A 19843-nucleotide genomic window follows, 5' to 3' on the forward strand; every position below is an offset into this window, starting at 1 on the left:
TCGGAGTGGTCACCGATCGGGTGACGGCCGGGGCTGGACAGCAGGCGTGGCCTTCGGGCAGTGATGCGAGATGTCTGACGTCTCCACCACTTCGACCGGAGGCCTCGTTGGTCCCCCACCCCGCCGCACGCGCTTGTGGAGTGGTTCACGATCCCGATCGTCACCCGCGAGGGTGACCGCCGGTGCACGTCGCGGCCCTCGCGACGCGCCGTCATCGCCCTGGTCCGCCCGCGCGAGCACACCCAGGGCGTGATCAAGCTTTTCGCTTCGAGGGCACCGTCCCTGGCACAGGCCCTGCGCCGGGCGCGCCCCGAGTACGTCCTGGTGGACGGCACGGAGTGAACGTCCAGGCCGTCACCGATCCCGCCGGCGAGTTCATCTGGTACTCACCCGCGCTGCCCGGCCGCACGGTCGACATCACCGCTGCCCGCGCCCACCGCATCGTCATTGGGCGACGGCGGAGTGGATCACGGCGCGGACCCGTTCACGCAGGCCCACCAGCCCGTGACCGGGGGGCGCGGGGTGCGCGGCCGGCATGCCGGAGGCGTTGACGGCCTCGATGACGGTGGCGGTGGACCGTAGTCGATGCGGATGGTGACCGGTGCGCCCCAGGCGTGCTCGTGGGCATGGGTCAGGCCTTCCCGGACGAGGCGGTGGAGGGCCGGGACCGCGTGCGGGAGGTCGTGGCGCGGGTGGATGAGCGTGGCGACGAGCCGGTCCACGAACACCGGCTGATGGTGGGCACCCGCTACCGCGCACCGACTCGTAGGGAGGATCGGCGGCCGCACCCAGGACGATCTCGGTCGCCCCGGGTCATCCGAGGAAGCTCAACCGCACCTGACGGTTCGCGTTGTCGACGTTCGTGTCCACCAGGCACACCGACTGCCACGTCCCGAGGGCCAGCTCCCCGCCGATCACGGGAAGTGTCGCGTGCGGCGGGACGAGGGCCGGCAGGACGTGGTCGCGGCCGTGGCCCCGGGATCCGTGGCGGTGCTGCCAGCGTTCGTCGGCGGGGAGGAGGCGGTGGAGGGCCGTCAGGAGGTCGTCGTCGCTGCCCGCCCCCGTCTCGATCAGCGCGATCCCCGTGGTCGCGTGGGGCGCGAAGACGTTGAGGAGTCCGTCCCGGCCCTGCGCGACCTCCGTCAGGAAGGCGGCGCACTCCCGGGTCAGGTCGTGGACCGTCTCCGACGATCCGGTGGTGACGTCCAGGGTGCGGGTCTCGAATCCGTGGCTCATGGCTCCATGGTGGCCGACCTGGCGGTTCTCTCGAACTCTCCACGCGGGCGGCTCCGGGACCGCCGCCCCCGTCACCTCGGCGGCAGGGGCGCGAAGCCGCCCCGGAGGGTGGTCAGGCCGCCGTCGGGGGCCGTCAGGGTGATGCCGTACGTGTCGGACGAGGCGTCCCGTACCCCCTCGGAGTGGTTGTACTGGGCGGCGAAGACGTGCGGGCCCGGCGGTAGCGTGCGGCCCTCCTTGAGGGTCCAGCGGTAGACCAGGGAGCCCGGCTCCTCGGTCACCGTCGTGGTGAAGTCGTCGGCGGGGCGGGTGCGCCAGTGGCCGGTGCTCACGACGCCGGCGGTGCGGGCGATCCGCAGTTCGACGACGAGGCCCGTGACGGGCGATCCGGTCGTCACGCCGAGGTCGCTCTGCGCCCACCAGCGGTTGCTGCCGGGGTTGACCGTGCCGGTCGCCCGTGCCGCCGGGCCGGGGGCGGGCAGGGCGGTGGGGGTGCTTGCGGGGGGCGTCGGGCGGTCGGTCGACGCCGTGGTCGTGATTCCTGCCAGACCCACCGCCCCGGCGACCGCCGCCGTCACCGCCGCGACCGCCGCCCAGCGGCGGCCGGTCCATCCGGCCGGGGGACGCGGCCGGGCCACGGGCGCGGCGAGGCCGCGTTCCACCCGGGCCAGGATGCGGGCGCGGTCGGGCCGGTGGGCGAGTGCCGCCTCGCGCAGCTCGTGGCGGAGCCGTGTGTCGTCCATCAGCGCCTTCCCGCGGTGAGTTCGGTCGCGGCCCGGTCGCCGAGCAGCCGCTGGAGTTCCGCCATGCCCTTGGCGGTCTGGCTCTTGACCGTACCGACCGAGACGCCGAGCGCCAGGGCGGTGTCGCGTTCGGAGAGGTCGAAGGCGTGCCGGAGGACGACGCAGGCGCGCTTGCGGAACGGCAGGGCGCGCAGCGCGGTGCGGACGTCGAGGACGGCGGGGACGTCCGGGTCCTCGGTGTGTTCGGGCCGCCGGTCCCAGAAGGCGGTGATCCTGCGCCGCTCGCGCACGGTGCTCCGGATCCGGGTGCGGACGAGGTTGGCGACGACGCCCCGGGCGTAGGCGGCGGGGTGGTCGGCGGCGCGGACCCGGTCCCAGCGGTGCCACAGGGCGAGCATCGCGTCGGCCGCCAGGTCGTCGGCGGCATCGGTCTCGCCGGTCAACAGGTGCGCGAGTCGGGCGAGTTCGGTGTAGTGGCGCTCGAAGAAGGCCCGGAACTCGGCCGCGGCGTCGTCACCCCCGGTGTCCGTCACGGCCACGGGCGTTCCCGGTGGGCATGGGTGAGGGTGACCACGTACGCGCTCCTGGACGGTTCCCGGTGTCACGGGCGGCCGCCCGACGATTCGGGTCCCGACCCTAAGCGGCGGCGCGACGGGCTGTCCAGGCGGGTCCGGGGCGCGCCCGTTCCCGCGGTTCGCGGTGGGGAGTTCGGCACGGGAGTGGTTCTCCTCGCGGCTCGGAGGGGAGGGCCGGTGCGATGAGCGGAACGTGCTCGGAGACAAGCCGTGAACTAGTGGGAGCGCTCCCACTGTGCAGTCGGGACGCGACGGCGTCAAGGCGTGCGAAGAGTTGAAGGCGGCCGACGAGGAATTTGCTCAACTCCTCTTTTCCTTGGCCGCCGTTGGCGCTACGGTCTGCCGGACCCAGTGGGAGCGGTTCCATCCAGTCGGCACGGCGTCAGGCCTGTGCCCTCGCTGCGAGGACTCGCTCATGCGACATCCCGTACCTCCCGCACCTCTCCTGTCCCTCCCGCGTCCGTCCGTGCCGCTCGCGGGAGCGGCGCCCACGACCGCGAACACCACCCCCGCCGCGTGCGTCCCCGACGGCGCTCCCCGTGACACGGGCGGGCCGCCGGGCCGGCCTCGATCACGCGATCGCCCGCACGCGGGGCCCGGTGGACGCCGACCGGGCCACGGGGGCGAAGAACCCCGCCCTCGTGCCGGGCAGCGCGTACTCCGACGACACGAGCCGGTGGCCCGCGCACGCCCCCCGCCGATCCGGCGGAGAATCCGGCCGCCACCCGGCACGTCCACCCCTTCGACACCCGCGGTCCGTCGTACCGGGAACACCCGGGACCGCGCTTCCGGAACCGTTCCGGTCAGCGCGTACGACGGCACCTCCACCGCGTTCGGCATCGGGCCGCGCGACCACCCGCGCGCCCACTTCCGGTCGCCCCTTCCCGGCGATCGCCCCTTCCCGGCCGAAAGGAAACCCCACCCGCATGAGCCGCACCCGTCGCACCAGCCGCACCGCCCTCCTGGCGGCGCTCGGCCTCATCACGGCCACCGGCGCCACCGCCACCGTCCTCGGCGCCGCCACCGCCGGCGCCGCCGCCCCCGGCTGCAAGGTCGACTACCGGATCACCAACCAGTGGAACACCGGCTTCGGCGCCGACGTGACCGTCACCAACACCGGTGACCCGGTGGCCTCCTGGACCGTCGAGTGGTCCTACGCCGGGAACCAGCAGGTCACCCAGGGCTGGAACGCCACGATCACCCAGTCCGGCACCGCCGTCACCGCCAAGAGCCTCTCCTACAACGGGACGCTGACCACGGGAGGTTCGACCTCCTTCGGCTTCAACGGCTCCCACAGCGGTACGAACGCGGTGCCCGCGACCTTCAAGCTCAACGGGGTCACCTGCAACACGACCACCACCCCTCCCACGGACCCCCCGACCACACCGCCCACCACGCCTCCCACCACCCCGCCCGCCGGTTCCAAGGCCGACAACCCCTACGCCGGCGCCAAGGTGTACGTGAACCCCGAGTGGTCCGCGAAGGCCGCGGCCGAGCCGGGCGGCACCAAGGTGTCGAACCAGCCCACCGGCGTCTGGCTCGACCGGATCGCCGCCGTCAACGGCTCCGCGACCTCCATGGGCCTGCGCGCCCACCTGGACGAGGCCCTGAAGCAGAAGGGCTCCGGCGAGCTCGTCGTCCAGCTGGTGGTCTACAACCTGCCCGGCCGCGACTGCGCGGCGCTCGCCTCCAACGGCGAGCTGGGCCCGACGGAGATCGGACGCTACAAGACCCAGTACATCGACCCGATCGCCGCGATCCTCGCCGACCCCAAGTACGCGGGCCTCCGGATCGTCACCACCGTCGAGATCGACTCGCTGCCCAACCTGGTCACCAACGTCAGCGGACGGCCGACCGCCACGCCCGGCTGCGACGTCATGAAGGCCAACGGCAACTACGTCACCGGCGTCGGCTACGCCCTGAACAAGCTGGGCTCGATCGCCAACGTCTACAACTACGTGGATGCCGGCCACCACGGCTGGCTGGGCTGGGACGACAACTTCGGCGCCTCCGCCGAACTGTTCAAGCAGGCCGCCACCGCCGAGGGCTCCACGGTCGCGAACGTGCACGGCTTCATCGTCAACACCGCCAACTACAGCGCCCTGAAGGAGGCCCACTTCGGGATCGGCGACAGCGTGAACGGCGTCTCCGTGCGCCAGTCGAAGTGGGTCGACTGGAACCGGTACACCGACGAGCTGTCGTACGCCCAGGCCATGCGCGCCAAGCTGGTCTCGCTCGGCTTCGACGCCCACCTCGGCATGCTGATCGACACCTCCCGCAACGGCTGGGGCGGCACCGCCCGGCCCACCGCCCCGGGCGCGACGACCAACGTCGACACGTACGTGAACGGCGGGCGCTACGACCGGCGCATCCACCTCGGCAACTGGTGCAACCAGTCCGGCGCGGGTCTCGGCGAGCGGCCGCAGGCGGCGCCCGCCGCGGGCATCGACGCGTACGTCTGGATGAAGCCCCCGGGCGAGTCCGACGGCGCCAGCAAGGAGATCCCGAACGACGAGGGCAAGGGATTCGACCGGATGTGCGACCCGACGTACACGGGCAACGCCCGCAACGGGAACAGCATGTCGGGCGCGCTGCCGAACGCCCCGGTCTCGGGCCACTGGTTCTCGGCCCAGTTCCAGGAGCTCCTGAAGAACGCCCACCCGGCGCTGTAGCACCCCGGTCGTAGCCCCCCGGCGTGTAGCGCCTCGGCCACAGCGCCCCGGCCCCAGCACCCCGGCCGTAGCGCCCCGTACGGAAGAACCCGCGGTCCGGAACCCACCGGGCCGCGGGGACCGGGCCCCTCAGGACGACTCGCGCACCACCAGTTCCGTCGGCAGTACGTGCCGGCACAGCTCCGCCGGTTCCGCCCGCCCCTCGAAGTCCTCCGCGATCCTCCGGACCAGCATCCGCGCCATCGTGCGGCCCATCTCCTCGATCGGCTGCCGCACGCTGGTCAGCGGCGGGTCCATGAGCCGCGCCACCGGCGAGTCGTCGACCCCGACGAGGGCGACGTCCTCGGGCACCCGGCGGCCCGCCTCCCGCAGGGCCCCGCGCGCCCCGGCCGCCATCACGTCGGAGGCGGCGAAGACCGCGTCCAGGTCCGGTCTGCGGTCGAGCAGCAGGCGCATGGCCCGCCGGCCGCCCTCCTCGGTGAAGTCGCCCGTCGAGACCAGCTCCTCGTCGGGCGCGAGACCGGCCTCCGTGAGGCCGGCCCGGTAGCCGCCGAGCCGGGCACGCGCCACGTACATGTCGAGCGGTCCGGTGACGGTCGCGATCCCGCTCCGGCCGCGCCCCACCAGATGGGCGACGGCCGCCCGCCCCGCCCCGATGTTGTCGGAGTCCACGTACGGCACGGGCTCGGCCTCCGTGCGGCGCCCGTTCATGACGACCGGCAGGCCCAGCTCCCCGATCCGGTCGGGCAGGGGGTCGTCGCCGTGGACGGAGGCGAGCAGCACCCCGTCGACGCGCTGGGCCGCGAGGTACTGCTCGAAGCGCTGCCGCTCCTGTTCGCTGCGGACCAGGGTGAGCAGCAACTGCTTGTCGGAGTCGGCGAGTTCGGCGCTGACGCCCCGGATGAGGTCGAGGAAGTAGGGCTCCGCGAAGAGCCGGGCCTCGACCTCGGGGATGACGAGCGCGATCGCGTCGGTGCGACTGCCGGCCAGGGCGCGGGCGGCCTGGTTGGGGACGTAGCCGAGTTCCGCGACGGCTCGGGCGACGGCCGTCCTGGTCCGCTCGCTGACCCGGGGGGAGCCGTTGATGACCCGGGAGACCGTGCCCCGGCCGACCCCGGCCCTGGCCGCGACCTGTTCCAGGGTGGGTCTGCCGCTCTGCCGTCCGTTCACGACTTCCGTGACTCCCCTCGTAGGGCGAAGTACCGCTCGACCTGCCCCTTCATTGATGGGAGCGCTCCCACATTAGATCACCCAAGCCCTTCCGCGCCACGAGGCGGGACCGGGAGATCGTTCAGGAGATGACGGGACCGGGGCGCCGGGAGGGCGCGAAACCCCCGGAAAACCTTCCGGTAACGAATCCGCCTTCACGTCTTGACACCTGGACCCGGCAGGCAGCAACCTTCCGGCAACGACGTGGGAGCGCTCCCATAACCAGAGGCGCACACCCCGCGACGGGTCCCGGCCGGCCGCCGCCGAGCCGCGTTCAGCCGGCCGGACCCCTTGGCGCACAACGAGCACCACCTTGGACGAGGAGAGTGGAATGCGCACTTCCAGCAGCAGACGCGGGCGCCGCACGGCGATCGCGGCGGTCGCCGTCGCCGTGACCGGCACGACCCTGCTCACCGGCTGCGGCAGCGACGGTGACGACGGCGCCAAGAGCGGCGGCGCGATCACGCTGCGGGTCGGGACCTTCGGTTCCTTCGGCTACGACGACAAGACCGGCGCCAAGCTCTACGCCGAGTACGAGAAGACCCACCCCGGCATCAAGATCGAGGAGTCGAACGTCGCCGACGGGCAGAAGTACTGGGACACGCTGAAGCTGCGCCTCTCCCGCAACAGCGGACTCGCGGACGTCCAGGCGATCGAGGTCGGCTACATCGCCGAGGCGACCGGTTCCACCATGGCGGACAAGTGGGTCGACCTGGGCAAGGAGGGGGGCGCGGACCTCGGCGCCTTCCTCGACTGGAAGGTCAAGCAGGCGACCACCGGCGACGGCAGGGTGATCGGCCTCGGCACCGACATCGGCCCCATGGCCGTCTGCTACGACAAGGACCTCTTCGCCAAGGCCAAGCTGCCGACCGACCGCGACGCCGTCGGCAAGCTGTGGGCGGGCGACTGGTCCAAGTTCCTGGAGGTCGGCAAGACATACCAGAAGAACGCACCCGCCGGCACCGCCTTCCACGACTCGGCGAGCGGCCTCTTCAACGCGGTCGTCTCCAGCGACCCGGTGCAGTACGCCGACGCGAGCGGCAAGCTCGACTGGGAGAACAGCCCCGGCGTGAAGAAGGCCTGGGACACCGCCGTCGCGGCGGCGCGGGGCGGACTCACCGCCAAGCTGCGCCAGTTCGACGAGAAGGGCACCTGGAACGCGGCCTTCAAGAACTCGAAGTTCGCCACCGTCGCCTGCCCGAGCTGGATGACCGGCATCATCAAGGACCAGGCCGGACCGGCCAACCAGGGCAAGTGGGACATCGCCGCGCCGCCGGTGGCCGGCAACTGGGGCGGCGCCTTCCTCGCCGTGCCGAAGTCCGGGAAGCACGCCAAGGAGGCGGCCGAGCTCGCCGCCTGGCTGACCGCCCCCGAGCAGCACGCCAAGGTGTTCGCGGTGAACGGCAACATCCCCTCGTCCAAGGACACGCTCACCTCGGTCGCCGTCCAGGAGGCGAAGCTGCCGTACTTCGGCGACGCCCCGGTCGGCAGGATCTTCTCCGGCGCCGCCGCCAAGATCACGCCGGCCAGCATCAGCCGCTGGGACGGCCAGGTGAAGACCTTCCTCACCGACAACGGCATCCTCGACATCGAGCAGCGCGGCACCGACCCGGCCAAGGCCTGGGAGAACGTCAAGAAGCTGGTCGACGACAAGATCGACCAGTAGCGGGGGCCGCGTGCCGGTCCGCCGCCGCCTGCCGGGCGGCGGACCGGCACCGTCCGCACCGGCGCACGCATCGACCTGGAAGGACGCCCCCGTGGCCACCTCCGTCCGGACGCGGTCCGACGGCTCCCCGCCGCCCGCCGCACCGCCCTCCTCCCCCGGCCCGCACGGTCGCCGCACCGCCCCCGGCGGCTGGCGCAGCACCCTCTACCGCTGGGACCTGAAGGCGGTCCCGTACGTCTTCGTCGCCCCCTTCTTCCTCACCTTCGCCGCCTTCGGCCTCTTCCCGCTGATCTACACGGGCTGGCTCTCCCTCCACCGGGTGGAGCTCGGCGGCGGAGCGGAGTGGAAGGGCCTGGAGAACTACGGCGACCTGGCGACCAGCGAGTTCTTCTGGAACGCGCTCGCCAACACCTTCACCATCGGGGTCATCTCGACCGTCCCGCAGCTGCTCATGGCCCTGGGCCTGGCGCACCTGCTGAACTACAGGCTCCGGGGCCGCGGCTTCTTCCGGGTCGCGATCCTCGCCCCGTACGCCACCTCGATCGCGGCGGCGACCCTGGTCTTCGCCCAGCTGTTCAACACCGACTACGGGATGATCAACACCCTCCTGGAGTGGACCGGCGTCGGCCCGGTCGACTGGGAGGCGTCCAAGTGGCCGGCGCAGATCGCGATCTCGACGATCGTGACCTGGCGCTGGACCGGCTACAACGCGCTGATCTACCTGGCCGCCATGCAGGCCGTGCCGCAGGACCTGTACGAGGCGGCCTCGCTCGACGGGGCCTCGCGCTGGCGCCAGTTCCTCAGCGTCACCATCCCCTCCATCCGGCCCACCATCCTCTTCACGATCGTGGTCTCCACCATCGGCGCCACCCAGCTCTTCGGCGAGCCGATGCTCTACGGCGGCAGCGTCGGCATCAGTGGCGGCAGCGGCAACCAGTTCCAGACGCTGAGCCTGCTGATGTACGAGAAGGGGTGGGTCACCGGCGCCCTCGGGCAGGCCTCGGCCATCGCCTGGGTGATGCTGCTGCTCCTGCTGATCGTCGGCGGCGTCCAGGCGCTCGTCTCCCGCCACAACCGCAAGAAGCTGGGGGGCTGACCCGTGGCCCGCACACTCGACACGCCCCGCCCGGCGAGCCCGGCGGCCGAACGCCCCGCGCCCGGCCGGCGCTTCCGCCAGTCGGCCGGGAAGCAGCACCACGCCGGACCTCTGACGTACGTCCTGCTCGCCCTCGCCGCGGTGGTCTCGCTCTTCCCGCTGTACTGGAACGTGGTCGCCGCCTCGCACACCGGCGAGCGGGTCGTGGAGGCCCCGGCGCCGCTGCTGCCCGGCCCCCGCCTCCTCGACAACCTCACCTTCGCCTGGAACCAGGTCGACATGGGCGAGGCCCTGGTCAACACGACGATCGTGGCGAGCCTGGTGGCCGTGTCCACCGTCCTCTTCTCCACGCTCGCCGGCTTCGCCTTCGCCAAACTGCCCTTCCGGGGCCGCACGATGCTGCTCTCGCTCGTGGTCGCCACCATGACGATCCCGCCTCAGCTCAGCGTCATCCCGCTCTACCAGATCGTCACCGACCTCGGCTGGGTCGACCAGCTCCAGTCGGTCGTCCTGCCCTCCCTCGTCGCCGCCTTCGGCGTGTTCTTCATGCGCCAGTTCCTGGTCGAGGCACTGCCCGTGGAGCTGGTGGAGGCGGCCCGGATGGACGGCGCGCACAGCCTCCGGGTGATCTGGCACGTGGTCTTCCCGGTGGCCCGGCCCGCGATGGCGGTGCTCGGCATGCTGGTCTTCGTCCAGTCGTGGAACGACTTCTTCTGGCCGTTCATCGCGCTCACCCCGGACGGCAACCCCACCCTCCAGGTGGCGCTCGCCGGGCTCGGCGCGGGCAACCACAGCGTGGACCACGCCATCGTGCTGACCGGCGCCCTGATCTCCACCGTGCCGCTGCTGCTCGTCTTCGCCTTCCTCGGCAAGCACATCGTGGGCGGCATCACGGCCGGCGCCGTCAAGAGCTGACCTGCCCCTTCCCCGCACAACGTACCGATCCCGCACCAGCGTTGGGAGCGCCCTCCTATGACCGCGTCCGAAACCCGGCCGCTCACCGCCACCCGTTCGTTCCCGCCCGGCTTCCTCTGGGGCGCGGCCACCGCCGCGTACCAGATCGAGGGAGCGGCGGCGGAGGACGGCCGTACCCCGTCCATCTGGGACACCTTCTCGCACACCCCGGGCAGGGTCTTCGAGGGCCACACCGGCGACGTGGCCGTGGACCACTACCACCGGTTCCGCGAGGACGTCGCCCTGATGTCCGAACTCGGCCTGAACGCCTACCGGTTCTCCGTCTCCTGGTCCCGGGTGCAGCCCACGGGGCGCGGTCCCGCCGTGCAGAAGGGCCTGGACTTCTACCGGGCGCTCGTGGACGAGCTGCTGGCCGCCGGGATCGAGCCGGCCCTGACGCTCTACCACTGGGACCTGCCGCAGGAGCTGGAGGACGCGGGGGGCTGGCCGGAGCGGTCGACCGCCGAGCGGTTCGCCGAGTACGCGGGGATCGTCGCGGACGCCGTCGGCGACCGGGTCTCCCGGTGGACCACGCTCAACGAGCCCTGGTGCAGCGCCTTTTTGGGGTACGGCTCCGGGGTGCACGCGCCGGGCCGCACCGATCCGGTGGCCGCCCTGCGCGCGGCCCACCACCTCAACCTGGGGCACGGACTCGCGGTCCAGGCGCTGCGGGCCGCGCTGCCGGCGGACCGGCGGCAGCTCTCCGTCTCGCTCAACCTGCACGAGGTGCGGCCGCTGACCGGCTCGGCCGGGGACCTGGACGCGGTCCGCCGCATCGACGCCGTCGGCAACCGGGTCTGGCTGGGGCCGATGCTGGAGGGCGCCTACCCGGAGGACCTGCTCGCCGACACCGCGCACCTCACCGACTGGTCCTTCGTGCGGGACGGGGACACGGCGACGGCGAGGCAGCCGCTGGACCTGCTCGCGGTCAACTACTACGCGCCGACCCTGGTGTCGGAGGTCGCGGCGGGCGCCGAGAAGCCGCAGGACGACGGGCACGGCGACAGTCCGCACTCCCCGTGGCCGGGGGCGGACCGGGTCGCCTTCCACCGGGCGCCGGGCGAGCGGACGGCGATGGGCTGGCCGGTCGACGCGGGCGCGCTGTACGACCTGTTGAAGCGGGTGTCCGCCGCGTACCCCGGTCTTCCGCTGGTGATCAGCGAGAACGGGGCGGCGTACGAGGACGTGGTCGGCCCGGACGGTTCGGTGCACGACCCGGAGCGGGCCGCCTACGTGCACGCGCACCTGGAGGCGGTGCACCGGGCGCTCGCGGACGGCGTGGACGTGCGCGGCTACTTCCTCTGGTCGCTGCTCGACAACTTCGAGTGGGCGTACGGCTACGCGAAGCGGTTCGGGGCGGTCCGGGTCGACTACGACACCCTGGAGCGGACGCCGAAGTCGAGCGCCCGCTGGTACGCGCGGGTGGCGCGGTCGGGCGAGCTGTCGGCACCGGACGCGGGCTGAGGCGGAGACGCGCGGAGGGCCGTGCCGGGGTTCCGGCACGGCCCTCCGGGCGTTCTGGGCGGGTGTCAGACGTCGATCACCCGGTAGCCGATGACGTAGACGCCGCCGGAGCCCTCGACGGTGCGCCACTGGGTCTCGGCGCCGACCTCGGAGCCGGTGACCAGGGTGGCGCCGAGCTTGTCGTCGCCGCTGGTGGTGTCGTAGTCCCACAGGGTCAGGGTGCGGGCCTGCTGCTTGCCCAGGATCAGGGCCGCGCTGCTGTTGCCGTCGGCCATGGAGCGGACGTAACCGGTGCCCATGGTCTGGTACTTGAGGCTGCCGCCGGGCCAGACCTTGACGGCGTTGCCGTTGGCGTCGGTGATCTTGAGGTAGGCCTCGTCGTGGTCGCCCTCGCTGTTCTTCTGGCAGTGCAGTTCGACGAGTTCGATCCGCACGTAGTCGATCGGCTCGGCGTGCGCGGTGCCGGCGAAGGCGCCGAGGCCTCCGAGTCCGAGCAGGGCGGCGGCGGCCAGTCGGGCGGCTCGGTTCTTGCGCATGTGGTCCCCCCACACATCGGGTCACGGGTGTGACGTGGTCCGGGCCGCCTTCCCCGGCGGTCCCGGTGTGCCGTTTCCCCCCGGCACGACACCCACTGTGCCCGGCTTCCCCGGCCCGGCTCTACGCGCGTTCCACTGGACGGAACAGGGCTGCCGGAAACCTCTTCGCGGGACGCCGAGGACCTCTTCACCAGGGGCCTGGGACCTCTTCGGGGAACGGGGGCCTCCTCAGGGAACGAGGACGGCCGGCGGGAGCGGTCTTCGCCGGCCGCCGCCGACGAGCGCGCGGGTGATCGCGGCGCCGGCCCCGGCGACGGCGTGGGCGAGCCCGTCGAGGCGGCGGCCCGCCGGGACCAGGGCGGCGAGGGCGGCGACCGTGCGCCCGTCCGGGGCGCGGACCGGCAGCGAGGCGCAGCACACCCCTTCCATCACGTCCTCCCGGTCGAGGACGGCACCGCCCCCGCGGGGTCCGCGCAGGGCCTTTCCGGCGGCGGTGTCGAGCCGGAACGCGAGGCCGTTCCGTACGGGCAGGAGGGGTTCCAGGTCCCCCGGCACCGAGCCGACCGTGAGCGCCGTCTCCTCGCGCAGGACGACGAGGACCACGCTCGCGCCGGTGGCGGCCCGAAGCCGCTGGAGCGGCAGCCGGGCGGCGGGGCGGAGGCCGGGGTGCGGCTCCCAGGCCTGGCCGAGGCGGTAGAGCTGGGGGCCGACCCGGTAGCGATTTCCGGTCCTTTCGACGGCGCCGACGCCGACCAGCTGGTCGAGCAGCCGGTGGACGCTGCCCTTGGGCACCCCGCAGGCGAGGGCCAGCTCGGTCACCCCCGCCTCGTCGCCGTTCCGGCGGAGGGCGTCGAGCAGGGCGAAGGCCCCTTCGAGCACGCCCCGGCCGCGCGGGGTCTCCCCCGGCCCGCCCCGTGTCGCGACCGCCCCGGCACCTTCCACGCCTCGTCCCGCGTCCGCGTCGGTGTCCCTGTCCCTGTCCCTGTCCCTGTCCCTGTCCCTGTTCATGAGTCCCCCTCACTTCGCACGCCCGGCCGTGGCCCCCCGACGGCACGGCTCCCGGGCACGCCTCCCACCATGCCGCAGACCGGACGTTCCGGCGAAGGAGCTCGGACCGCGCGTCGTGGCGCGAACGGGCTGTTGTCCGACACATCCCCTCTAGGGTGTGCCCTCATGAAAGACGCACTTCCGCCCGTTTTCCGGTCGCTCCGCCGTCGGACCACCGGCTTCACCGCCGGGGCCGTCGCCGTGGCGACGCTCGCGACCGTGTTCGTCACCGCTCCGTCCCCGCCCTCCCCGCCGTCCTCGACTTCCGAGCCGTCCGCGCCCCGCCCCGTGGAGCGGGACGCCAAGGCGCCGGGGAGCCGCTGGATCCGCCCCGCCGGGGCGCCGATGACCGTGTTCGCCCACCGCGGGACCTCCTCCGCCGCGCCCGAGAACACGCTGGTCTCCGACGAGGTCGCCCGGCGTGGCGGGGCGAAGTGGATCGAGAACGACGTCCAGCCGAGCAAGGACGGCGTGCCGTACATCCTGCACGACTCGACCGTCGACCGGACGACGGACGGGACGGGCCCGGTCCGGTCGCTGACCTCCGCCCAACTGGACGCCCTGGACGCGGGTTCCTGGTTCGCCCCGGCCTATGCGGGTGCCCGCGTGCCGACCCTGGCCGCCCAGCTGGCGGACCTGCGGGAGCGCGGCGGGAACCTGCTCCTGGAGATCAAGGGCCGGCACAGCCGCGCCGAGGTGGCGCGGATCGTGCGGGAGGTCCGGGACCAGGACATGGCGACCCGGGTCTTCGTCCAGAGCTTCGACGTCACCGCCCTGCGGTACGTGCGCGAGCTGGCGCCCGAGCTGCCGCTGGGGCTGCTGCGCGACGCGGTGGACGCCGATCCGGTCGCGCTCTCCGGGGAGTTGGGGCTCGCCGCGTACAACGTCTCGCACGTCGCCCTGGCCCAGCGGCCCGAGGTGGTCGGCGCGCTGCACGCGGCGGGCGTGGCGGTGAACGTCTGGACGGTCGACGCCCCCGCCCACTGGAAGGCCATGGACGACCTCGGCGTGGACGGGATCATCACCAACAGGCCCGCGGAGCTGAGCGGCTGGACCGCCGGCCGGAGCGCGGACTAGGGACCGTCGAGCGCGGCGCGGGCGTGGCCCTTCCCGTCCGGTGGGGTCGCCGCGCGCGTACCGCTCAGTCCGTCCCCCGGAACGCGTCGCGGTACGCGCGGTGACGCTCCGGGGACTTCGCGGAAGTGCCGGCGCATCGCCGTCCCGGTGCCGAAGCCGGCCCCGGCGGCGATGCGGTCCACCGGCTCGTCCGCACTCCTTCCACCCCCTAGGAGGCGGTGCCGGAGGGCGTGGCCTTGATGTCGTCGACGAAGGCGCGGACCATGATCGCGTGGGTGAAGACGACGGTCCCGGGCTTGATCAGGCCGTTCTCGCCGGTGCTGCCCATGACCTGGACCGTGCGCTCGCCGAGGAAGGTCAGGGTCTTGTCGTCGAAGATCCATTCGGTGCGGTCCCCGCTGGTCTCGTCGAGCCGCGCGACCGCGACGCCCTTGCGGCCGGCGGCGTCGGTGGCGCCGTCGACCGTGACCACGCCGGGGATCTTCGCGGCGGCCCGGTAGAGCGCCGCCGTGAGTTCGGGGGACGGCCAGCTCTCGGTGAGCAGGTCACCGATGGTCGTGAAGGCCTGCTGGTGCTTGCCCCTGCCCTGTCCCTCGGTCTCCTCGTAGATCTTCCGCAGCAGCTTGTCGGGGTCGGTGGGCAGGGCGGCCAGATAGTCGTGCGAGGGCGCGCCCATGTGCGGCTCCAGCGGGTCCCCCTTCTCGTCGGTGCCTTCCAGGGTGATGCCCTCGGGGCCGGTGGTACCGGGCTCGATCAGCCAGCCCCTGCGGCCGTCGGGGGACCGCCAGGACTGCCGGGTGTGCAGGGGGACGCCGACGAGGCTGCTGACCCCGTCGACGGTCTTCACGTGCGTGGACGCGCTCCGCGTCTCGATGTAGACGTACTGGCCCGCGCGGGGGCGCGGGGCCTCGGCCCCGGCGGCGGCGAGCGAGATGCGGTCGAGGAGGCGGGGCGCGCCGTGGGTGTCGGCGGCGCCGATGGTGGTGGTGAGGGCGGGTCCGGTGGCCCGGTCGTCGGTGTCGGGGGTTCCGCCCGGCGTGAGGACGAGGACGCCGACGGCGAGCGCCCCGGCGAGCGCGGTCGCGGCCGGCAGGAGGACGGCCTTCCGCAGGAAGGGGTTGCGGGGCGCGGCGGCGCGGCGGTCGTCGTGGATCCGGTTCATCAGGTGCTCCTTGTGGAACTGGTGGCGGCCCGGAGGAAGGTCTCGTTCCTCGATCGCCGGGAGGATCGCCGAGAGGTCTCCGGTCTCGTGCCGGTTCGCCGTACGGGGGTCGGTCGGTTCGGGGTTCATCGGATTCCTTCCTGCGCGGGCCGGACCGCGTTCACGCGATCACCTGTTGTCTGTCGGGGGCGGGCGGCGGGTTCCCGTTTTCGCGGGTCGAGTTCTTCTCCCTCCCGGGCGAGTTCCGCCTCGGCGCCGTCGCGGAGCTTGGCGCGGGCGCGCGAGAGCCGGGAGCGGACGGTGCCGACGGGGACGCGCAGGGCCCGGGCCGCCTCGGTGTAGGCGAGGCCCTCCCAGAGGCAGAGGACGAGGACTTCGCGCTCGGTGCGGCGGAGCGTGCCGAGCGCCCGCAGGGTGGCGGCGATGCGGCGGCGGTCGTCGAGCCGTCCGGCGACCTCGGAGGCGTGGTCGGGCACGGAGGGCTCGGGGGTGGCCGCGGCGTACGCGGCGGCGGCCGCCCGGTAGCGGCGGTTGCCCCGGCAGTGGTTGCGGGCCACGTTGGTGGCGACGCCGAGGAGCCAGGGCCGGAGCGATCCGCCGTCAGGGTCGACCTTGTTCCGGAGCCGCCACGCCTCCAGGTAGGTCGCCGCCATGACGTCCTCGGCGACCGACCAGTCTCCGGTCAGCCGGAAGGCGTGGTTGTAGACGCTCCGGGCGTGGGTGTCGAAGAGTTCGGCGAAGGCCGACGGGTCCCCGTCCCGGATGCGTGCGCGCGTGTCGATGTTCACGTCTGTGGTCTGTCCGGCCCCGGGAGCGGGTTCCCGTGACCCGGGTCACACCGGGTCAGGAGGGTGTGCCGGTGCCCGGGGCGGGGGCGTCGAGTTCGGCCAGGAGGTCCGGGTTGACCACGCGCAGGACGGTGGCGATGCGGTCGGGGTCGGCGGCGGGCCAGAGGACGGCGCGGGCCGCGCGGTACTTGGCGGCGAGCCGTTCCCGCTGGTCGGGCGGGAGGGCGGCGGACCGGTCGGTGCGGCTGTTGTGCGCGTTGTCGGCGATCTTCACGAGGGTGGCGTCGGGGTCGGCCGTGATCCGCCGGATCTTCTCCTCGTAGGTGAGGTCCGCCCGGTTGGTGACGGCTTCGACGAGGGCGACGACCCGGTCGGGGATCCCGGCGGCGCGGAGCCGCTCCGCCGTCCACTCGGTGTCCTCGACGACGTCGTGCAGCAGTCCGGCCATGGCCAGGTGCGTGCCGAGGGGTTCCAGGCCGGCCGCGACCGCGCGGACGTGTGCGACGTACGGGACGCCTGCCTTGTCGACCTGTCCGGCGTGCGCGCGGTCGGCCAGTGCGTCCACCTCGGCGAGAGTCTTCATGCCCCCATCATCGCGGGATGCGGCGGGCGGTGCCGCGGCGGGCCGCTCCCGGCCTCTGCCCCGCGACACATGTTTGTCACACGGGAACGGGAATGCCGTTCGGGGAGGGGCCCGTTGCCGGGTGCATGACTCTCGGAGCAACGCTCAGTTCGACCTCCCGTCAGCTTCCGATCGACGACACGGTGCGGCTCGCGCGGGAGGCGCGCGACGCCGGCCTGCACTCCGCGTGGTTCGGCCAGTCCTTCGCGTACGACTCGCCCTCGCTCGCCGCGATCGTCGGGCGCGAGGTGCCGGGCCTCCAGGTGGGGACGGCCGCCATCCCGGTCTTCGGCCGGCACCCGCTGGTCGTCTCGGCGCAGGCGCAGACCGCGCAGGCCGCCACCGGCGGCCGCTACCACCTCGGGCTCGCCCTGGGCACCCGCCATCTGACCGAGACCGGTTTCGGCATCCCGTACGAGCGGCCCATCGGGCTGCTCAGGGAGTTCCTCACCGCTCTGCGTCCGCTGCTCGAAACGGGCAGCGCCGACTTCCACGGGGAACTCCTGACGGCCACGACCCCGTACTCGGCGTCGGTGCCGGGCGCCGAGCCGCCGGTGCCGGTCCTGGTCGCCGCCATGGGGCCGCAGGCGCTGCGGGTGAGCGGTGAACTCGCCGACGGCATCCTGCCGTTCCTGGCGGGTCCCCGGGCGCTCGCCGAGCACATCGTGCCCGCGGTCAACGCGGCGGCCGAGGCGGCGGGCCGTCCCGCGCCCCGGGTCGTGGCCCTCGTGCCGGGCGTGGTCACGTCCGACGCGGACGCCGTGCGGGAGGCCTCGGCCGAGGCCCTCGCGCTCTACGAGCGGATCCCCTCCTACCAGCGGGTGATCGAGCTCTCGGGGGCCGGGCGGGCCGCCGACCTGGCCCTGATCGGTGACGAGGAGACCGTGGCCGCGGGGGTGCGGCGCTACCGCGAGGCGGGGGCGACGGAGGTGGTGTTCACCGCGACGGACGTGAACGGCGAGGACGACCGGCGCCGCACCTGGAAACTGCTCGGGGAGCTGTCCGCCTCCTCCTAGGGCTTGCCCGCCGGGGCCCGTTCCGGTTCGCCCTCGCCCTCGGTGTCCAGGTGGGGCAGGAGGCGGTCGGGGCGGTCGGGGATCCACCAGGCGTGTCTGCCGAGGAGCGGTCGTCGGCGGGGACGGCCGACTGGTCCACGACGAGGGTCGGGGGGCCGTTGGCGCCGGGGCCGAAGGCCGTGGAGACGAGGTCGTAGGCCCGCCGGTCCGTGAAGGACTCGGGATCGGCGCCGTCGCCGATGTGGCCGAGCTGGATGAAGAGCAGGGCGAAGGCGAGGACGAGGAGGGCGAGGCCGCAGACCGCCCCGAGGAGCGCCGTGACGAGGGGCAGGACGGCGGCGACGAGACTGCCGAAGCCGATGACGAGGACCACGATCGCGACGGCGAAGCCGATGGCCTCGCTGGTGCGGTCGTCGGCCTCGGGGCGGGCCGGTTCGCCGAGGGTGCCGCCGTACTCGACGGTGACTCCGACGTCCCGGAGCGGCGGGACCGCCGTGTCGACGCCGTTCAGGTGGTCGGTGCCGAGGGTGGAGGGCTGCACGCCGAAGCGGACGGTGATGTAGGCGGTCTTGCCGTCGGCGGAGAGCGGTCCGGTGTCGGGGGTCCCCGCGGGGGTGGCGGGCGGGGTGGTGCCCGGCGGCGGCAGCGGGTTCTGGGCGCTGAGGACGTCGGGCAGCCTCTCCAGGGCGGCGACGGTGGAGTTGACGGCGGACGCCTCGTCGGCGAGGGGGCCGGAGGGCCGGTTCAGGACGATCTGGGCGCCGTAGCCGCCGGCCGCGGGGGCGTGCGCCTCGAGGACGTCGAGGCCTTGGGCGGACTGGACCCCGGGGAGGTCGAAGTCGTCGGAGTACTGCCGCCGACGGCCCGGTCGAGGACCTGGAGGCCCGCCACGGCCGCCAGCCACAGGACGATGACGACGACGAAGTGGCGGGCGCACCAGTGACCCGTGCGGTACAGGGCGCCTCTCCGCGGTGACGGCCGACCCTTGGCCGGGCTTCCTGCGTTCATGGCGTGGCCGTGTCCGGTGGGGAGTCCCCGAGCGGTTCCGGCGCCGACGACGTACGGGCCGACCCGTTCATTCTTCGCCCGCGACCGCGCTTCGGCATGTCGACGGGGCGCGGTACCCGGGGCGGGGCCGTTCAGGTCAGCAGGCGGTTGGGGTGGGAGGAGCGGCGGGCGGCGGCGAGGAGGGCGTGGATGCGGGGGCCCGCCTCGTCGATGTCGCTGACGGGGGTGGGGAAGGGCAGCCGGACGTCCTGGTGGCCGGTGGGGTGTTCGAGGCGCAGGGTGATGCCGTAGCGGTCCAGGGCGACGGGAAGGGCGCGGATCATGTCCCGCTCGGGGCGCGGCCGGACGAGGCGGAGCAGCAGGGGGACGAGTTCGGCGTGGTCGTCGACCAGATGGGTGAGCATGGCCGCCTCGCAGGTGGCCATCGGGTCGGGCTCGGTCGCCTGGAGTTCGTCGAGCGCGACGAAGGTGCGTCCTTCGGCGTCCTCCAGGAGGGCCTGGCCGAACTCCATGCAGGTGCTGCGGGTCGCCTCGGACTCGTAGGGGGCGTCGAGGAGTCCGGTGAGGGTGACGCGGGCGCGGAGGCGGTCGCGGACCGGGGTGGGGGCGATGTCGGTGAGTTCCAGGCGTACGGGGAGGCGTGCGGCCCGTCCGGCGGGGCAGTCCTCGGAGGGGTCGTGCAGGTGGATGTGGCCCATCGGGCCCGTGCCGTCGAGGCGGTGCACCTCCTGCTCGCCCCCGTCGGTGACGACGGTCATGGAGTGGGCCGCGGTGAGGATCGAGCGCACCCGTTCGGCGGGGGTGGGGCGGGTGACACGGGTGCTGGAGGGGCGCATGCTGGTTCTCCCGGAGCAGGGGACGGAAAGGCCGGAGCTCGTTACTTAGGCAAGCCTAACCTAACTTATCGCGGCGAAGAGAAGAAGGTCACAGTCGTGCGCTCTCCTGATCCTTTGGAGATCTCCCCTAGCATCC

Annotated in this window: 17 protein-coding genes and 2 pseudogenes; 8 read left to right on the plus strand and 11 right to left on the minus strand. The window is 73.2% G+C overall.

Annotation, left to right across the window (positions count from 1 at the left end; genetic code table 11):
- Positions 1–135 precede the first annotated feature (135 nt).
- Positions 136–467, plus strand: a pseudogene (locus tag ADL08_RS15220) (IS5/IS1182 family transposase); the annotation flags it as partial.
- 346 nt (positions 468–813) lie between these two features.
- Here ADL08_RS15220 and ADL08_RS15225 read toward each other — a convergent pair.
- The 3 genes from ADL08_RS15225 to ADL08_RS15235 all read right to left on the minus strand — a co-directional run bounded on the left by ADL08_RS15225 (position 814) and on the right by ADL08_RS15235 (position 2512).
- Complete coding sequence (locus ADL08_RS15225; protein WP_053643100.1) at positions 814–1236, minus strand: secondary thiamine-phosphate synthase enzyme YjbQ; 423 nt, start codon at positions 1234–1236, stop codon at positions 814–816.
- Between the two features lie 71 nt (positions 1237–1307).
- Positions 1308–1979 (minus strand): hypothetical protein, encoded by a 672-nt coding sequence (locus ADL08_RS15230; protein ID WP_053643102.1) that lies wholly within the window; start codon positions 1977–1979, stop codon positions 1308–1310.
- Entirely contained in the window at positions 1979–2512 is a 534-nt protein-coding gene (locus ADL08_RS15235; RefSeq protein WP_053643251.1) for a SigE family RNA polymerase sigma factor, read from the minus strand. Before ADL08_RS15235 ends, ADL08_RS15230 begins: the two co-directional genes overlap by 1 nt.
- A 968-nt stretch (positions 2513–3480) precedes the next feature.
- Here ADL08_RS15235 and ADL08_RS15240 point away from each other — a divergent pair.
- Complete coding sequence (locus ADL08_RS15240) at positions 3481–5226, plus strand: glycoside hydrolase family 6 protein (protein ID WP_053643104.1); 1746 nt, start codon at positions 3481–3483, stop codon at positions 5224–5226.
- A 129-nt stretch (positions 5227–5355) separates the two neighbouring features.
- Here the strand turns inward: ADL08_RS15240 and ADL08_RS15245 are convergent, their stop codons facing one another.
- Positions 5356–6396: a LacI family DNA-binding transcriptional regulator gene (locus tag ADL08_RS15245; protein WP_053643105.1), complete on the minus strand. Its 1041-nt coding sequence runs from the start codon at positions 6394–6396 to the stop codon at positions 5356–5358.
- A gap of 370 nt (positions 6397–6766) precedes the next feature.
- Between ADL08_RS15245 and ADL08_RS15250 the strand changes: the two genes are divergently transcribed.
- The 4 genes from ADL08_RS15250 to ADL08_RS15265 all read left to right on the plus strand — a co-directional run bounded on the left by ADL08_RS15250 (position 6767) and on the right by ADL08_RS15265 (position 11615).
- Positions 6767–8101 carry an ABC transporter substrate-binding protein gene (locus tag ADL08_RS15250; RefSeq protein WP_053643107.1) on the plus strand — a complete coding sequence of 445 codons (1335 nt, stop codon included), beginning with the start codon at positions 6767–6769 and terminating at the stop codon, positions 8099–8101.
- Positions 8102–8192: 91 nt separating this feature from the next.
- Positions 8193–9197, plus strand: a complete 1005-nt coding sequence (locus ADL08_RS15255) for a carbohydrate ABC transporter permease (RefSeq protein WP_053643109.1) — start codon at positions 8193–8195, stop codon at positions 9195–9197.
- Between the two features lie 3 nt (positions 9198–9200).
- Positions 9201–10112, plus strand: coding sequence for a carbohydrate ABC transporter permease (locus ADL08_RS15260; protein WP_053643111.1), 912 nt, complete (start codon positions 9201–9203; stop codon positions 10110–10112).
- Positions 10113–10169: 57 nt separating this feature from the next.
- Entirely contained in the window at positions 10170–11615 is a 1446-nt protein-coding gene (locus ADL08_RS15265; protein WP_053643114.1) for a GH1 family beta-glucosidase, read from the plus strand.
- 65 nt (positions 11616–11680) lie between these two features.
- On the opposite strand, the gene ADL08_RS15270 is transcribed toward ADL08_RS15265, so the two are convergent.
- Together ADL08_RS15270 and ADL08_RS15275 are read right to left on the minus strand one after the other, a co-directional pair.
- Positions 11681–12151, minus strand: a complete 471-nt coding sequence (locus tag ADL08_RS15270) for a hypothetical protein (protein ID WP_234352148.1) — start codon at positions 12149–12151, stop codon at positions 11681–11683.
- A gap of 228 nt (positions 12152–12379) precedes the next feature.
- Positions 12380–13159 (minus strand): helix-turn-helix domain-containing protein, encoded by a 780-nt coding sequence (locus tag ADL08_RS15275; RefSeq protein ID WP_078968369.1) that lies wholly within the window; start codon positions 13157–13159, stop codon positions 12380–12382.
- 165 nt (positions 13160–13324) lie between these two features.
- Between ADL08_RS15275 and ADL08_RS15280 the strand changes: the two genes are divergently transcribed.
- On the plus strand, positions 13325–14275 hold the full coding sequence (locus ADL08_RS15280; protein WP_053643120.1) for a glycerophosphodiester phosphodiesterase: 951 nt from the start codon (positions 13325–13327) through the stop codon (positions 14273–14275).
- A 208-nt stretch (positions 14276–14483) separates the two neighbouring features.
- On the opposite strand, the gene ADL08_RS15290 is transcribed toward ADL08_RS15280, so the two are convergent.
- Genes ADL08_RS15290 through ADL08_RS15300 form a run of 3 tightly spaced genes read right to left on the minus strand, consistent with a single transcriptional unit; the run spans position 14484 to position 16808 of the window.
- Positions 14484–15566 (minus strand): CU044_5270 family protein, encoded by a 1083-nt coding sequence (locus tag ADL08_RS15290; RefSeq protein ID WP_053643124.1) that lies wholly within the window; start codon positions 15564–15566, stop codon positions 14484–14486.
- Positions 15563–16225, minus strand: a complete 663-nt coding sequence (locus tag ADL08_RS15295; protein WP_053643126.1) for an RNA polymerase sigma factor — start codon at positions 16223–16225, stop codon at positions 15563–15565. Before ADL08_RS15295 ends, ADL08_RS15290 begins: the two co-directional genes overlap by 4 nt.
- Positions 16226–16280: 55 nt before the next feature.
- Positions 16281–16808, minus strand: a complete 528-nt coding sequence (locus ADL08_RS15300; RefSeq protein ID WP_053643128.1) for an HD domain-containing protein — start codon at positions 16806–16808, stop codon at positions 16281–16283.
- A gap of 125 nt (positions 16809–16933) precedes the next feature.
- Between ADL08_RS15300 and ADL08_RS15305 the strand changes: the two genes are divergently transcribed.
- A complete protein-coding gene (locus ADL08_RS15305) occupies positions 16934–17863 on the plus strand; it encodes a TIGR03564 family F420-dependent LLM class oxidoreductase (protein WP_053643130.1) in 930 nt (309 codons plus the stop codon).
- A gap of 100 nt (positions 17864–17963) precedes the next feature.
- Here the strand turns inward: ADL08_RS15305 and ADL08_RS15310 are convergent.
- Together ADL08_RS15310 and ADL08_RS15315 are read right to left on the minus strand one after the other, a co-directional pair.
- Positions 17964–18871 (minus strand): annotated as a pseudogene (locus ADL08_RS15310) (MMPL family transporter); the annotation flags it as partial.
- Between the two features lie 131 nt (positions 18872–19002).
- Positions 19003–19707, minus strand: coding sequence for a DUF2470 domain-containing protein (locus ADL08_RS15315; RefSeq protein WP_053643134.1), 705 nt, complete (start codon positions 19705–19707; stop codon positions 19003–19005).
- Positions 19708–19843 lie beyond the last annotated feature (136 nt).

The organism is Streptomyces sp. NRRL F-6492 (assembly GCF_001280125.1).
Lineage (GTDB): Bacteria > Actinomycetota > Actinomycetes > Streptomycetales > Streptomycetaceae > Streptomyces.

Excerpts from the sequence above, each read along its gene's own strand:
- ADL08_RS15225 (WP_053643100.1), bottom strand. The coding sequence starts at position 1,236 with ATGAGCCACGGATTCGAGACCCGCACCCTGGACGTCACCACCGGATCG.
- ADL08_RS15230 (WP_053643102.1), bottom strand. The coding sequence starts at position 1,979 with ATGGACGACACACGGCTCCGCCACGAGCTGCGCGAGGCGGCACTCGCC.
- ADL08_RS15240 (WP_053643104.1), top strand. The coding sequence starts at position 3,481 with ATGAGCCGCACCCGTCGCACCAGCCGCACCGCCCTCCTGGCGGCGCTC.
- ADL08_RS15250 (WP_053643107.1), top strand. The coding sequence starts at position 6,767 with ATGCGCACTTCCAGCAGCAGACGCGGGCGCCGCACGGCGATCGCGGCG.
- ADL08_RS15265 (WP_053643114.1), top strand. The coding sequence starts at position 10,170 with ATGACCGCGTCCGAAACCCGGCCGCTCACCGCCACCCGTTCGTTCCCG.
- ADL08_RS15270 (WP_234352148.1), bottom strand. The coding sequence starts at position 12,151 with ATGCGCAAGAACCGAGCCGCCCGACTGGCCGCCGCCGCCCTGCTCGGA.
- ADL08_RS15275 (WP_078968369.1), bottom strand. The coding sequence starts at position 13,159 with ATGAACAGGGACAGGGACAGGGACAGGGACAGGGACAGGGACACCGAC.
- ADL08_RS15280 (WP_053643120.1), top strand. The coding sequence starts at position 13,325 with ATGAAAGACGCACTTCCGCCCGTTTTCCGGTCGCTCCGCCGTCGGACC.
- ADL08_RS15290 (WP_053643124.1), bottom strand. The coding sequence starts at position 15,566 with ATGAACCCCGAACCGACCGACCCCCGTACGGCGAACCGGCACGAGACC.
- ADL08_RS15300 (WP_053643128.1), bottom strand. The coding sequence starts at position 16,808 with ATGAAGACTCTCGCCGAGGTGGACGCACTGGCCGACCGCGCGCACGCC.
- ADL08_RS15305 (WP_053643130.1), top strand. The coding sequence starts at position 16,934 with ATGACTCTCGGAGCAACGCTCAGTTCGACCTCCCGTCAGCTTCCGATC.
- ADL08_RS15315 (WP_053643134.1), bottom strand. The coding sequence starts at position 19,707 with ATGCGCCCCTCCAGCACCCGTGTCACCCGCCCCACCCCCGCCGAACGG.